The sequence below is a fragment of the Microbacterium sp. NPDC055988 genome, assembly GCF_042269505.1.
In the GTDB taxonomy this organism is placed as follows: domain Bacteria; phylum Actinomycetota; class Actinomycetes; order Actinomycetales; family Microbacteriaceae; genus Microbacterium.
The window spans coordinates 2,438,608-2,453,381 of record NZ_JBHJXY010000001.1 but is presented as its reverse complement, the minus strand read 5'-3'; the positions used below and the strand labels follow the sequence as shown (position 1 = coordinate 2,453,381).

The window sequence follows — 14,774 nt, the reverse complement described above, 5'->3', positions numbered from 1 at the left end:
GACCGTCACCTCCGCCTAGAGGATCCTCGGATGCTCGACCGTCATCAATACCAGTTCATCGCCTGCGAGTGCGACCAGGCGCTGCACGGGGTTCCGTACGCTGCCGAGATGTACTCGAGCCCCCAGGCGATCTGCGTAGCGGCGCTGGTCTGCCAGTCGGCTCCCGCCGATGCCATCTTGCTGCCGGGAAGAGCCTGCGGAATGCCGGTGGCCCCGCCGTCGGCGTTGTACGCCTGGTAGTTCCAGCCGGATTCCTTGGTCCACAGCGAGTCCAGGCACGAGAACTGATCCCCGCCCCAGCCGTACCGACTCGACATCTGCTGCTGAGCGGAGGCCTTCGCGCCCTCGACGGTGTTCGCGGACGCGAGCGCCGCGGCGGCTGCGCGCTCGGCGGCCGCATGCTCTGCCGCAGCTTTGGCTGCCGCTGCGGCAGCTTCCTCCGCAGCTCGCTTCTCCTGTGCCGCGGTCAGCGCGCTGCGGAGATCCTCCGTGTCCGAGACGACCTTCGCCAGTTCCGTCTCCACGTCGTCGGTGACGATGCCCACGAGGAGCAACGGCGTCACCTCGCTGTCGGCGAGCTTGTCGATGCCGCGCTCCAGCTCGGCCGTTTCCACCGACGTCGAGGCGCCGACGTCGAGGCCGGATGCCGCGACGTCGGCAGTCACCGCCTCGGCTGCCGCGACAGCGCTCCGAGCCTCCACGCGCGTGGACGAGGCGTCTCGGGTGATCTGTGCCAGGGGCTCGGCACCCGACAGTGCGGGCGCGGCGACGGCGATGGCCGGACTCATGGCGGCCGCAGCAGAGGTGGATGCCAGCCCCACGCTGAGCGTGATACCGACCAGGGTGGCCGCGGTCACTCCGAGGATGGTCATCGGGCGGCGGGCGGTGACGGCGGCGCGGGCGGACGCCGCGTCCGAGGCGCGCCGAAGCGCACGGGTTTTCTGAAGCATCGGGTTCGACTTTCGGGTTGTCGTACGCCCTTGCAGGAGACTCATCGGGAGCTCGTCCCGGGCGCAAGCCAACGAGTCTGCACCATCAACCTGAGTGAAAACCATCCCTGACCTGGGATTTACATGAGAAGAGGGCCTCGTGCACGCCTTTCGGCGGCACGAGGCCCTCTTCTCGGAGCAGACTCGGACTCAGGCGCTGGCGTCCTGGCGCTTCAGCCGCGCGGTCTCGCGGGCGCGGGTGTTCGCGTCGAGGTTGACCTTGCGGATGCGGACGACCTCGGGCGTGACCTCGACGCATTCGTCGTCACGCGCGAACTCGAGGCTCTCCTCGAGCGTCAGCTGGCGCGGAGGCGTCATCGACTCGAAGGTGTCGGAGCTCGCCGCACGCATGTTGGTGAGCTTCTTCTCCTTGGTGATGTTCACGTCCATGTCGTCGGCGCGCGAGTTCTCGCCGATGACCATGCCCTCGTAGACCTCCTGCGTCGGCTGCACGAAGAACGACATGCGCTCCTGCAGGGCGATCATCGCGAACGGGGTGACGACGCCCTGGCGGTCGGCGACGATCGATCCGTTCTGTCGCGTGGTGATGGAGCCGGCCCACGGCTCGTAACCGTGCGAGATCGCGTTCGCGATGCCGGTGCCGCGGGTGGTGGTGAGGAATTCGCTGCGGAAGCCGATCAGACCGCGCGACGGCACGATGAACTCCATGCGCACCCAGCCGGTGCCGTGGTTCGTCATGTTCTCCATGCGGCCCTTGCGGTTCGCCAGCAGCTGGGTGATCGCGCCGAGGTGCTCCTCCGGCGTATCGATCGTGAGATGCTCGAACGGCTCGTAGGTCTTGCCGTCGATCTTCTTCGTGACCACCTGCGGCTTGCCGACGGTGAGTTCGAAGCCCTCGCGGCGCATGTTCTCGACGAGGATGGCGAGGGCGAGCTCTCCGCGGCCCTGCACCTCCCAGGCATCCGGACGTCCGATGTCGACGACCTTGAGCGAGACGTTGCCGATGAGCTCCTTGTCGAGGCGGTCCTTGACCATGCGAGCGGTGAGCTTGTGGCCCTTGACCTTGCCCATCAGCGGCGAGGTGTTGGTGCCGATCGTCATCGAGATGGCGGGGTCGTCGACCGTGATGGCCGGCAGCGGACGCACGTCCTCGGGGTCGGCGATGGTCTCGCCGATCGTGATGTTCTCGAAGCCGGCGATGGCGACGATGTCACCGGGGCCGGCGGAGTCGGCCGGGTAGCGCTCCAGGGCACGGGTCTTCAGGAGCTCGGTGATGCGCGCGTTCTGGTGCGTGCCGTCGGCGCGGACCCAGGCCACGGTCTGGCCCTTCTTGAGCGTGCCGTTGAAGACGCGCAGCAGTGCGAGACGGCCGAGGAACGGGCTGGAGTCGAGGTTCGTGACCCAGGCCTGCAGCGGGTGCTCGTCGTCGTAGGCCGGAGCAGGCACGTGCTCGAGGATCGCTTCGAACAGCGGCTCGAGGTCGTCGTTGTCGGGCAGCGAGCCGTCCGCAGGACGGTTCTGCGATGCGGCGCCGGCACGACCGGAGGCGTATACCACCGGCACGTCGAGAAGTGCGTCGACGTCGAGGTCGGGCACGTCGTCGACCAGGTCGGAGGCGAGACCCAGCAGCAGGTCGTGCGCCTCCTCCTCGACCTCGGCGATGCGCGCGTCGGGACGGTCGGTCTTGTTGACCAGCAGGATGACCGGCAGCTTCGACTCAAGCGCCTTGCGCAGCACGAAGCGGGTCTGCGGCAGCGGGCCCTCACTGGCGTCGACCAGCAGCACGACGCCGTCGACCATGGACAGCCCGCGCTCGACCTCGCCACCGAAGTCGGCGTGGCCGGGGGTGTCGATCACGTTGATCGTGATCTCCTTGCCGCCGGCGTGCTTGCCCTTGTACGTGATCGCCGTGTTCTTGGCGAGGATCGTGATGCCCTTCTCACGCTCCAGGTCGTTGGAGTCCATGGCGCGCTCATCGACGTGGGCGTGCTCGCCGAAGGAGCCCGTCTGACGCAGCATGGCGTCGACGAGAGTCGTCTTGCCGTGGTCGACGTGGGCGACGATTGCGACGTTGCGGAGGTCAGAGCGAAGGGCGTGCGCCATGCAGGTGTCCTAAAAGAGTGTGGGGTTTCGCCGGGAAGCCGACGTTCCAGGATAACGCAAGCTCAGGGCGTGTTCCTGAAAACAGGTCGTAGCATCGAGATCGTGACCCGACCGCAGGCCTCCGGAGAACTTCCCGACCTCTCCCCCGCGCCCTCCCGCGCACGGCTGTGGTGGGAGATCGCGATCGTCCTGGCGCTCGGGCTCGGCCAGTCCGCCGTGTACGCGATCGTGCAGCTCGCCTACCGCCTCACGGACGAGATCCCGATCGCCGATCAGGTCGCGAAGCTGAATCCCTCCCGCAGCGACCGGGAGGTCTTCGACCTCATCTACCAGGTGCTCGCGATCGGGTTCTCCCTCGTCCCCGTGCTGCTGGTGTGCTTCCTGCTCTGGCAGTCACATCGTCCACATCTAGGACGTCTGGGGCTCGACGGCACCCGGACGGGGCGCGATGTCGGCCGCGGCATCCTGCTGGTCCTGGCGATCGGTGTGCCCGGAATCGGTCTCTACCTCGCCGGCCGCGCGCTCGGGATGACCGTCGCGATCGACCCCGCCGGCATCGACGCGTACTGGTGGACGGTGCCCGTGCTGCTGCTCGCCGCGGCACGCGCCTCCCTGCAAGAGGAGTTCGTCCTGCTCGGCTATCTCTTCACCCGGCTGAAGCAACTCGGCTGGGGACCGTGGTCGATCATCATCGGCACATCTGTTCTGCGCGCCAGCTACCACCTCTACCAGGGCTATCCCGCGTTCTTCGGGAATCTCGCCATGGGGCTGCTGTTCGGCTGGCTGTATCAGCGATCAGGACGCCTGATGCCGTTCCTGGTGGCGCACTTCCTGATCGATGCCGCCGCGTTCGTGGGCTACCCGTGGGCGGCGGCGATGTGGCCCGACCTGTTCGGGCTGCCGGGCTGAGCGGAGGTTCGCGGTCAGCCCGCGTTGGCCACGAGCACGGCCAGCACGGCCCACACGACGATCGCACCGAGCGCGATGAGGGCAGGAAGGTCCCAACTGCGGCGGATCGGGGCGTCCGCCGTGGCGGAGGCACTCTCCCACCGGTCGCGGATCGCGGTCATGTCCCGCAGACCCGTCGGGGCCTTCGGCTCCTCATCCCTGCCGGCGCGGGCACGCGGTTGTCGCGCGCGAGCGGGACCTCCGTAGCAGGTGATGTCGGAGCCGTCATCGAGCGAGAACACGAGCTGCCACTTCAGGTCGACATCCCGCACGCGGCTCCACCCGAAGGTCGTGCGCCGCAGCATGTTCTGCACGGTGCCACCCGCGTCGTCGATGCGGACGAAGGAGACGAAAGCGACCTCGTAGACGACCCAGAGCGCGAGAAGGATCCAGGGGGCGAGCAGCAGCGTCTGCCCCCAGCCGGCGCGCAGCACGGCATCGCCGAGCAGGAACAGCGCCAGCAGCCCGCAGCCGATCAGGAACACGGGACCGGAAGCCGCACGGAACGTCCGTGCGGCTCCCGGCCCTGAGTCGTTCGACACTGTCAGCGTCCGCCGAGCGGGATCGATGCTCCCGGGATCGCCTTGAGGAGGCGATCGGTGTACTCCTGCTGCGGATTGGCGAAGATCTCGTCGACAGTGCCCTGCTCGACGACCCTTCCGCGCTCCATGACGCACACGAGGTCGCTCGACACCCGAACGACCGCGAGGTCGTGGGTGATGAACAGATACGTGAGGTTCAGCTCCGACTGCAGGTCGGCGAGCAGCTGCAGGATCTGGTCCTGCACCAGCACGTCGAGCGCCGACACGGCCTCGTCGAGGACGACGATGTCCGGCTTGAGCGCGAGCGCACGCGCGATCGCGACTCGCTGCCGCTGACCACCCGAGAGCTCGTTCGGATACCGGGTGGCGAGCGCCCTCGGCAGAGCCACCTGATCGAGGAGCTCCTCGACGCGGGCGCGCTGCGAGGCGCGATCGCCCACATTGTGGATCTGCAGGGGCTGCGAGATGGTGTTCCCGATGTTGCGGAGCGGATCGAGCGACCCATACGGATCCTGGAACACGGGCTGCATGCGGCGACGCAGTCCGAACGCCTGGGCGTTGGACAGCTTCGACACATCCTGACCGTCGATCTCGATCGTGCCGCTGGTGGGCTCTTCGAGCTTCAGCAGCATCTTCGCGACGGTGGACTTGCCCGATCCCGACTCCCCGACCAGGGCGAGGGTCTTGCCGCGAGGGATGTCGAAGGTCACATCGTCCACCGCACGGAACGCTTCACTGCGGAAGTTCCCCTGGCGGATCTTGTAGTCCTTCGTCAGACCCGCGACCCGCACGGTGGGCGGGATGTCGGCCAGGTCCTCGAGCGTCTCGATGCCGCGATCCTCGACCACGGCCTGAATGCGCTGCGACGCCACACTGGGAGCCACTCCCACCAGGCGCTTGGTGTACGGATGCTGCGGGTTCTCGAGGATCTGCCTGCTCGGGCCGGCTTCGACGATGTTGCCGTTGCTCATCACGATGATCTTCTCCGCACGTTCGGCCGCGAGACCGAGGTCGTGCGTGATCAGGAGCACCGAGGTGCCCTTGTCCCGCGTGAGAGTGGCCATGTGGTCGAGGATGACGCGCTGCACCGTGACATCGAGTGCCGAGGTCGGCTCGTCCGCGATGAGGAGCTTCGGGTCGGCCGCGAGGCCGATCCCGATCAGCGCGCGCTGACGCATTCCGCCCGAGAACTGATGCGGGAACTGATGCAGGCGCCGCTCGGCGTCGGCCAGACCCGCCTGCTGCAGCACCTCGACGGTCCGCTTCTTGACGGCATCCCGGCCGCGCGCGATCCCGTTGGCGCGGATCGCCTCCTTCACCTGGAAGCCGATGCTCCACACCGGGTTGAGGTTCGACATCGGGTCCTGGGGGACGAAGCCGATCTCGCGGCCACGGATGGCCTCGATCTCCCGACGTCCGAGCGTCGTCAGCTCGCGTCCGTCGAGCGTGATCGATCCGCCCGTGATGGTTCCCGTGCCCGGCAGCAGGTTCACGATGGCGCTCGCCGTCGTGGACTTACCGGACCCCGACTCGCCCACGATCGCGACGGTCTCCCCGGGGAAGATATCGAAGTTCGCCCCGTGTAGGACTTCGCGGTCCCCCTCCTGCGTACGGAACGCGACCTTCAGGTCGCGCACGCTCAGGAGTGGAACTCGCGCGGTTTCACGTTCGTTCATCGCCGTGCCCTCGCTCTCGGATCGATGGCGTCTCGGATGAGCTCGCCGAGGGTCACGAACGCGAGCACGGCGAGCGTGAGCGCGATCGACGGATAGATGAGCGCCATGGGCGCCACCCGGAGCGACGACTGCGCCGCACTGATGTCATTGCCCCAGGACATCACCGTGCCACCGAGCCCGACGCCGAGGAACGACAGAGTCGCCTCGGCGACGATCGAGGCGGCGAGGGCCAACGTCGACACCACGAGCAGCGGCGCGAGAGCGTTGGGGATCACGTGTCCGACGAGTGTGCCGAACTTGGACCGTCCGAGCGCCCGGGAGGCGACGACGAAGTCGGATTGCCTGACTCTCAACACCTCCGCACGCACGACTCGCGCTGTCGATGCCCACGCGAACCCTCCGATCGCCAGTGCGAGCACCGGGACGGACCGGTACTGCGAGAAGACCGTCATCACGACCACGGCCGCGAGGATGTAGGGAATGGCGAAGAAGATGTCACCGATGCGCGACAGCAGCGAGTCGAGCCAGCCGCCGTAGAACCCGGCGAGCGCCCCCATGATGAGCCCCAGGATCGAGCCGATCGCCGTGGCCAGCAGACCGACGGAGAGCGAGGTCTGGGCGCCCCACACGATCCGCGAGTAGATGTCGCAGCCCTGGAACGTGAACCCCAGCGGGTGTCCCTCCGTGGGACCACCGTTGCTGTTCGACAGCTGGCAGTTGCTGTCCGGAGGAGTCGAGGTGAACAGCGAGGGCCACACGGCCATCAGGATGAAGACCAGTGCGAGCACGACGGAGAACCAGAACAGCGGACGACGCCGCAGGTCGGCCCACGCGTCGCGCCAGAGGTTGCGCGGCTTCTCGGCGATGCGCACGGCGTCGACGGCGATGGTCTCCGTCTCGACCGGCGCGACGAAGTGATTGTGCGTAGTGGGGTCAGGCATAACGGATCCTTGGGTCGAGAAGACCGTAGAGCAGGTCGATGACGAGGTTGACCAGGACGTACAGGATCACGAACACGGTGACGAAGGAGACCACGGTGGGGCCCTCGTTGCGGATCGCGGCCTGATAGAGGGTGTTGCCGACGCCGGGGACGTTGAAGATACCCTCGGTCACGGTCGCGCCCACGAGCAGCACACCGAAGTTGGTGGCCGAGTTCGTGATGACCGGGATCAGCGAGTTGCGCAGCACGTGCACCGGGATCACCCGGCCTCGCGAGAGGCCCTTGCTGTACGCGGTGCGCACCCAGTCCTGATTGAGCGTGTCGATCACGGAGCTGCGCATGAGTCGCATGCTCACGGCATAGAGACTGAAGCCGAGAACCAGGGCGGGCAGCCACAATCCGCCCCAGTCGTTGTCGGCACCCACGGTCGGCTTGAACCAGCCGAGCTTGATCGCGAGGAAGTACTGCGCGAGGAATGCCACGACGAAGATCGGGATCGCGATCGCGATGAGCGCGACCATGAGCATCGTGTGGTCGAAGATCTTGCCCTTGCGCAGCGCCGAGATCGTGCCGATGATGATCGCGAGCACGAACTCGATGGCGATCGCCATGACCGCGAGACGGCCCGTGACGGGAAGGGTCTCTGCGAGCACCTCCGAGACCGGGCGGCCGGAGAAGGTGTTTCCGAGGTCGCCCTGGAACACGCCCGTGATGTAGTACCAGTACTGCACCAGGAACGGGTCGTTCAGGTGGTATTGCTCACGGAGCTGCTCCACGACCGCAGGGTTCGGGGTGCGGTCGCCGAACAGGGCGAGGATCGGGTCGCCTGGCATGGCGAAGACGAGGAAGTAGATGAGCAGGGTGGCCCCGAAGAAGACCGGGATGACCTGCAGGAGACGTCTGACGATATAGCCGAACATCGGTAGTCCTGTAACGAGAGGGCGGTAGAGCGTGACGAACACAGCCTGTGAGGCGGTGACGAAGAATCGTCACCGCCTCACAGGTGAGTGCCGTCAGGCTTACTCGCCGTCCTTCGTGACCTGGTAGAGGATCGGCCAGGTGTCCCATCCGAACTGGACGTTCTCGACCGACTCGCCCCAGGCGCCCATGGCGTTGGTGTACCAGAGCGGGATGGCGGGCAGGTCCTGGAAGAGGATCTCCTGCGCCTCCTGGAACTTCGTGATGCCCTCTTCGACATCCGCCGCTGCCGCGCCCTCATCGAGGAGTGCGTCGAACTCGGGGTTCGAGTAGTCGCCGTCGTTCGAGCCCGCGCCGGTACCGAAGATCGGGCCGAGACCGTTGAACATCGACGGGTAGTCGAACTGCCATCCGGTGCGGAAGGCGGTCTGCGTCTGGTCCTCGGTGATCAGCGTCCGGTGCTCGGCGAAGGTCGGGATCGGGTTGCCCGATGCCTCGATGCCGAGGTTGTTCTTCAGCTGGTTGGCGATGGCGTCGACCCAGCCCTGGTTGGGGCCGTCGGCGTTGTACTGGATCTGGAACGAACCGGTCCACGGGGCGATGGCGTCGGCCTCGGCCCACAGCTCCTTCGCCTTGTCGGCGTCGAAGTCGAGCACCTCGGATCCGGGGATGTCCTCGGAGTAGCCGTCGATCACCGGAGAGGTGAAGTCCTTCATCGGCGTGCGCGTGCCGCTGAAGACCACATCCGTGATCTCTTCGCGGTTGATCGCGTGCGAGATCGCCGCACGGCGCAGCTGGCCCTCTTCACCGCTGAAGTGCTCGAGGCGCTCCGGGATGGTGATGGTGGCGTTCGCGGCGGCCGGCTGGTTCACCGTGCGGTCCGGGAAGTCGGTCTCGAAGGTCTGGAGCGCCGTGTCCGGGATCTCCTGGATGATGTCGAGGTCGCCACCCTGGAGGTCGGCGTACGCCGCCTCGGTGCTGGCGTAGAGCTTCATGTCGACGCCACCGTTCTGTGCCTCACGAGGACCGGTGTAGTCCTCGTTCTTGACGAGCTCGATGCTCTCGTTGTGCTTCCAGGCGCCCTCTTCGGCGAAGACGTACGGACCGTTGCCGACCGGGTTCTCGCCGAAGGCCGCAAGGTCTTCCCAAGCCGAAGCCGGCAGCGGGAAGAACGCGGTGTAGCCGAGACGCAGCGGGAAGTCGGACTCCGGCTGCTTGAGCTTGACCGTGAAGGTCAGGTCGTCGACGACCTCGAGGCCGGAGAGCTCCGGGACGTTCTCGTCATAGGAGAAGCCCTCGATGGACTCGAAGAAGTAGCTCGAGAGCTGCTTGTTGTCGAGCGCCGAACCGTAGTTCCAGGCCTTGACGAACGACTCGGCGTCGACCGGGTCGCCGTTCGCGAACTTCTGGTCGGCCTTGATCTTGATCGTGTAGGTCTGCGCGTCGTCGGTCTCGATCGACTCTGCGAGGTCGTTGTGCACGGCGCCCTCGGCGTCGTAGTACACGAGACCGGCGAAGATGCTCTGGAGGACGAGGCCGCCACCGACCTCGTTGGTGTTCGTCGGGATCAGCGGGTTCTGGGGCTCGGTGTTGTTGACCGAGATCACTGCCGTCGGGTCACCGGAAGGGGTTTCCTCCGTGCCCTCGTTGCCGCCACCACTCGCGCAGCCCGCGAGCGTCAGGGCGCCGATCACGAACAACGCGGAGCCCGCAAGGGCGATCTTGTTGCGCTTCACTTTGTGTCCTCCTGTGGACTATTACTCAGACTGCGCGCTCATCGTTGAACGCGTAGGGATAGTCGAGAGTAACCCGCACCCGCGTCGCGCCCGCCCTCAGCTAACGAACTGTTACTGAGTGGTGACCATACGTAACAAGGCTGAAACACCGGGAAATACGAGACGGTGCTGCGCCCCTCAACAGGGGCGCAGCACCGTCTGCTCACATGAGCACGAGGCTCAGGCGAATGCCTCCACCGGAGGGCACGCACAGACCAGGTTGCGGTCTCCGTACGCCTGGTCGATGCGACGCACCGGCGGCCAGTACTTGCCCGCGACGAGGGCGCGCACCGGGTACGCGGCCTCTTCTCGCGAGTACGCGTGGTTCCACTCCCCCGCGATCAGCGAGACCGCCGTGTGGGGCGCGTGCACGAGCGGGTTGTCGTCGGCCGGCCAGCGACCGGCGGCGACGGCTTCCGCCTCGGCCTTGATCATCACCATGGCTTCGATGAAGCGCTCGATCTCGTCGAGGTCCTCCGACTCGGTCGGCTCGACCATGAGCGTGCCCGCGACCGGGAACGACATGGTCGGGGCATGGAAGCCGTAATCGATGAGGCGCTTGGCCACGTCGTCGACCGTGATGCCGGTCGCCTCCTTGAGTGGACGCAGGTCGAGGATGCACTCGTGCGCCACCCGCCCGTTCTCGCCCGTGTAGAGCACCGGGAAGTGGGAGCCGAGCCGCTCTGCCATGTAGTTCGCGGAGAGGACAGCTGCCGCGGTGGCGCGGCGGAGTCCGTCGGCGCCCATCATCCGCACGTACGCCCATGAGATCGGCAGGATCCCGGCAGAGCCGTAGGGAGCAGCGGAGATCACACCGCCCTCGAACGTGTACCCGCCGAAGTGCTCCGTGCTCTGGGCGAGCGGGTGCGAGGGCAGGAACGGGGCGAGGTGCGACTTCGCCGCCACCGGACCGATGCCGGGGCCGCCGCCGCCGTGCGGGATCGCGAACGTCTTGTGCAGGTTGAGGTGCGAGACGTCGCCGCCCAGGTCGCCGAAGCGCGCGTAGCCGAGCAGAGCGTTGAGGTTCGCGCCGTCGACGTAGACCTGCCCGCCCGCGTCGTGCACGGCCGCGGTGATCTCGACCACCTGCTCCTCGTACACGCCGTGCGTGGAGGGGTACGTGATCATCAAAGCGGACAGATCGTCGGCATGCTGGTCGATCTTCGCGCGCAGATCGTCGAGGTCGACGTTGCCGAGTTCATCGGTCGCGACGACCACGACCTTCATGCCGGCGAGGACGGCCGATGCGGCGTTCGTGCCGTGCGCCGAAGACGGGATCAGGCAGACCGTGCGGTGCTGATCGCCGTTCGCGTGGTGGTAGCCGCGGATCGCGAGCAGACCCGCGAGCTCACCCTGCGAGCCTGCGTTCGGCTGCAGCGAAACCGCGTCGTACCCGGTGACCTCGGCGAGCCAGCCCTCGAGCTGATCGATGAGCTCGAGGTAACCCTGCACATCGGCCGCCGGAGCGAACGGGTGGATGCCCGCGAACTCGGGCCACGTGATCGCCGCCATCTCGGTGGCCGCGTTGAGCTTCATCGTGCAGGAACCCAGCGGGATCATGCCGCGGTCGAGCGCGTAGTCGCGGTCGGCGAGGCTCTTCAGGTACCGCATCATGGCGGTCTCCGAGCGGTGCGCTTGGAACACGGGGTGTGTGAGGTACTCGTCCTGGCGCCGCAGGTCTTCAGGGAGCGCCCGCAGCTTCTCGTTGCCGAAGAGGCCGAACGCCCGCTCGTTCTTGCCGCCGAAGACCATGGCGACCTGGTGCAGTTCGCCGAGCGTGGTGGTCTCGTCCACCGCGATGCCGACCGTGTCGGCGTCTGCGACGTGCAGCAGGATGCCGTAGCCGTCGTGTGCCTGCGCGGCGTACTCGACGGCACGGCCGGGCACGCGCACCTGCAGGGTGTCGAAGAAGTTCGCGTGCACGATCTCGACGCCGGCCTCGGTCAGCCAGTCGCGCAGCAGCGCGGCCTTCGCGGTCGTCTGGGTCGCGATCTCGCGGAGCCCGTCGGGGCCGTGATAGACCGCGTACATCGATGCCATCACCGCCAGCAGCACCTGGGCGGTGCAGATGTTCGACGTGGCCTTCTCACGGCGGATGTGCTGTTCGCGCGTCTGCAGCGAGAGGCGGTACGCGGGCTTGCCGTCGGCATCCACCGACACCCCGACGAGACGCCCGGGCAGCTGCCGCTCGAGGCCCGAGCGGACGGCCATGTAGCCGGCGTGCGGTCCTCCGAAGCCCATCGGCACACCGAAGCGCTGCGTCGTGCCGACCGCCACATCGGCGCCGAGCGAGCCGGGCGAGGAGATCAGTGTGAGCGCGAGCAGGTCGGCCGCCGCGACGGCCAGTCCGCCAGCGAGGTGCACGGCGTCGAAGACGGCCGACGGGTCCCAGACCCGACCCGATGCGCCCGGGTACTGGACGAAGACACCGAAGAGATCCCCGGGCAGCTCCTCTCCCGCGGCGAAGTCGACGGACACGAGCTCGATCCCGAGGGCTTCCGCGCGGGTCGCGAGCATCGCCCTCGTCTGCGGCAGGGCGTCGGCGTCGACGGCGAACACGTTCGAGGACGACTTCGAGGCGCGGCGTGCGAGCAGCATGCCCTCGACGACCGCGGTGGACTCGTCGAGCATCGACGCATTGGCCGTGGTGAGTCCGGTGAGCTCGGCGACCATGGTCTGGAAGTTGATGAGCGCCTCGAGGCGGCCCTGCGAGATCTCCGGCTGGTAGGGCGTGTACGCCGTGTACCAGGACGGGTTCTCCAGCACGTTGCGCTGGATCACCTGCGGCGTGATGGTCCCGTAGTAGCCGAGGCCGATCATCGGGCGGTTCACGGCATTGCGCGACGCGAGGGTCCGCAGCTCCGCGAGCGCTTCGGTCTCGCTCGCTGCCGCAGGGATGCGCGACGGCGTCGCCCCATCGGCCTCGGGAGACGGGCCGGTGTAGATCGACGCCGGCACGGCCTGACGCATCAGCGCCTCGACCGGGCTCAGCGCGTCGTCCGCTCCGGCGGTGTCGAGACCGAGGGCGTCGAGCATCGTGCGCTGCGCGGCATCCGTGGGTCCGATGTGACGATCGGCGAAAGTGACCACTGGTGGATCAGCCCTCCGTCAGCGCGACGTAGGCGTCGCGGTCGAGCAGTCCGTCAAGCGCACCGGCGGCGACGGAGACCTTGAGCAGCCAGCCGCCCTCGAACGGTGCCGCGTTGACGAGCGACGGGTCGTCGACGGCCGCGTCGTTGATCTCGACGACCGTGCCGGTGACCGGCGCGTAGAGCTCGCCCACCGACTTCGTGGACTCGATCTCTCCCACAACCGAGCCGGCGGTGACCTCGGTGCCGACGGCGGGGAGCTCGACGAACACGACGTCACCCAGCTTCTCGGCGGCGTAGTCGGTGATGCCGATGGTCACGGTGTCGCCGTCGGCGGCGATCCACTCGTGCTCTTCGGTGTAGCTGAGGGCGGCGAGGTCGGTCATTTGGTCCTCCGATAGAAAGGCAGGGCGGTCACGGTCGCGGGGATCTTCGTCCCCCGCACATCAAGGAATACTGCGGTTCCCTCTTCAGCGGAAGAAGGATGCACGTAGGCCATCGCGATCGGATGGCCGAGAGTCGGGCTGAGGGCTCCGCTGGTGATCTCGCCGAGCTTCTCCCCCTCCGCGTCGACGACGGCGTAGCCGGCACGGCCGGCGCGCTTGCCCTCGGCGACGAGGCCGACCAGCACGGGGGCAGCAGAGACTCCGGCCTGCTCGCCGGCGACGAGCGCCTCCTTGCCGACGAACTCGTCCTTCGCGGTGACGACCACGCGTCCGAGTCCGGCCTGTGCCGGCAGCGTGTCGAGGCTCAGCTCGTGCCCGTACAGCGGCATGCCCGCCTCGAGACGGAGGGTGTCGCGCGCCGCGAGGCCGGCGGGCACGAGACCGTGCGGTTCGCCGGCCGCGATCAGCGCATCCCACAGTGCGGGCGCGTCCGCCGCCGAGACGAGCAGTTCGAAGCCGTCCTCGCCCGTGTATCCCGTGCGGGCGATGAGCAGGGACTCACCGAGGAAGCGTCCGTCGGCCCAGGCGTAATACTTCTGATCTGGCCAGGGCGTGCTCAGCTCGGTGATGCCGGAGGTCGCTTCGAGGATCGTCTCCGCAGCGGGACCCTGCACGGCGAGCAGCGCGTACGAGTCCGATACATCTTCCACATCGACGCCGCGATCACCGAGGAAACCGGCGAAGGTGCGGTCCTCCCCCGGCGTGAGCGGCGGCTGCTCGCGCTCGACGAGCGAAGGGAAGTCGCGCACGCGCTTCGCGAACGCGGAATCCACGAAGCCCCGGTTGCCGGCGTTCGCGATCACGAGGTAGCGGTCGTCCGCCAGCCGGTACGCGATCACGTCGTCGACGATGCCGCCGTTCGCGGCCAGCATCAGCGAGTACTTCGCTTTACCCACCGGCATCGCGGAGATGCGGCCGGCGAGTGCGAAATCGAGGAATTCGGCGGCCTTCTCGCCCGTGACGAGGAATTCCGCCATGTGCGAGATGTCGAAGAGGCCGGCGGCCTGCCGTACGGCGTGGTGCTCGGCGAGGTCGGAGGTGTAGCGCACCGGCATCTGCCAGCCGCCGAAGTCTGTGAACGACGCGCCGAGCGCCTCATGGCGCTCACGCAGCGGAGTGTAGCGGGGGTCGGACATGGAGTTCTCCCGGGCGGTGACGGGCGGAACGGCGGCATCGCCGCTCCTCGGAACTCCCCCTCTGTCATAGGCCTGAGAGCTTCACCCGTGCACGGAGGCGGGGTTTTCACCGTCGGCGGATCCGCAGTCTCGCGGGATCGCTTTTCAGAGTGGCCGGAACCGCGCGGTACGCGTACCTGAGAGATTGGCGGGGAGGCTTGCTCCTTCGGTGCCCGGCTGCGTTCGCCGGGGCTCTCCCGCGTGGTTCATTC

11 protein-coding genes and 1 riboswitch are annotated in these 14,774 nt (G+C 67.4%); of the genes, 1 reads left to right on the top strand and 10 read right to left on the bottom strand.

Going from position 1 to position 14,774, the window contains the following annotated elements; genetic code table 11:
* Positions 1-44: 44 nt before the first annotated feature.
* A complete protein-coding gene (locus tag ACFC14_RS11740) occupies positions 45-950 on the bottom strand; it encodes a phospholipase (RefSeq protein ID WP_376104509.1) in 906 nt (301 codons plus the stop codon).
* A gap of 189 nt (positions 951-1,139) precedes the next feature.
* Positions 1,140-3,053 carry a translational GTPase TypA gene (gene typA / locus ACFC14_RS11735; RefSeq protein WP_136043567.1) on the bottom strand — a complete coding sequence of 638 codons (1,914 nt, stop codon included), beginning with the start codon at positions 3,051-3,053 and terminating at the stop codon, positions 1,140-1,142.
* A 102-nt stretch (positions 3,054-3,155) separates the two neighbouring features.
* Here typA and ACFC14_RS11730 point away from each other — a divergent pair, with 102 nt between their 5' ends.
* Positions 3,156-3,962 (top strand): CPBP family intramembrane glutamic endopeptidase, encoded by an 807-nt coding sequence (locus ACFC14_RS11730; protein ID WP_376104505.1) that lies wholly within the window; start codon positions 3,156-3,158, stop codon positions 3,960-3,962.
* 14 nt (positions 3,963-3,976) lie between these two features.
* Here the strand turns inward: ACFC14_RS11730 and ACFC14_RS11725 are convergent, their stop codons facing one another.
* From ACFC14_RS11725 to ACFC14_RS11690, 8 genes are all read right to left on the bottom strand, one after another.
* Positions 3,977-4,543 carry a PH domain-containing protein gene (locus ACFC14_RS11725; protein ID WP_136043565.1) on the bottom strand — a complete coding sequence of 189 codons (567 nt, stop codon included), beginning with the start codon at positions 4,541-4,543 and terminating at the stop codon, positions 3,977-3,979.
* A 2-nt stretch (positions 4,544-4,545) separates the two neighbouring features.
* Positions 4,546-6,219, bottom strand: coding sequence for a dipeptide ABC transporter ATP-binding protein (locus tag ACFC14_RS11720; protein ID WP_376104502.1), 1,674 nt, complete (start codon positions 6,217-6,219; stop codon positions 4,546-4,548).
* Positions 6,216-7,160, bottom strand: coding sequence for an ABC transporter permease (locus tag ACFC14_RS11715; protein WP_136043563.1), 945 nt, complete (start codon positions 7,158-7,160; stop codon positions 6,216-6,218). Before ACFC14_RS11715 ends, ACFC14_RS11720 begins: the two co-directional genes overlap by 4 nt.
* The gene (locus tag ACFC14_RS11710; RefSeq protein WP_136043562.1) at positions 7,153-8,079 is read right to left on the bottom strand and encodes an ABC transporter permease; all 927 of its coding nucleotides are present in this window, start codon (positions 8,077-8,079) and stop codon (positions 7,153-7,155) included. Before ACFC14_RS11710 ends, ACFC14_RS11715 begins: the two co-directional genes overlap by 8 nt.
* Positions 8,080-8,178: 99 nt before the next feature.
* Positions 8,179-9,813 carry an ABC transporter substrate-binding protein gene (locus ACFC14_RS11705; protein ID WP_376104498.1) on the bottom strand — a complete coding sequence of 545 codons (1,635 nt, stop codon included), beginning with the start codon at positions 9,811-9,813 and terminating at the stop codon, positions 8,179-8,181.
* Positions 9,814-10,032: 219 nt separating this feature from the next.
* Complete coding sequence (gcvP, locus tag ACFC14_RS11700) at positions 10,033-12,888, bottom strand: aminomethyl-transferring glycine dehydrogenase (RefSeq protein ID WP_376107183.1); 2,856 nt, start codon at positions 12,886-12,888, stop codon at positions 10,033-10,035.
* A gap of 61 nt (positions 12,889-12,949) precedes the next feature.
* Positions 12,950-13,327, bottom strand: coding sequence for a glycine cleavage system protein GcvH (gene gcvH / locus ACFC14_RS11695; protein WP_136043559.1), 378 nt, complete (start codon positions 13,325-13,327; stop codon positions 12,950-12,952).
* On the bottom strand, positions 13,324-14,523 hold the full coding sequence (locus ACFC14_RS11690) for a glycine cleavage system aminomethyltransferase GcvT (protein ID WP_376104495.1): 1,200 nt from the start codon (positions 14,521-14,523) through the stop codon (positions 13,324-13,326). The genes gcvH and ACFC14_RS11690 overlap by 4 nt, the downstream gene beginning before the upstream one ends.
* A gap of 154 nt (positions 14,524-14,677) precedes the next feature.
* A riboswitch (glycine riboswitch) is annotated at positions 14,678-14,772 on the bottom strand.
* Positions 14,773-14,774 lie beyond the last annotated feature (2 nt).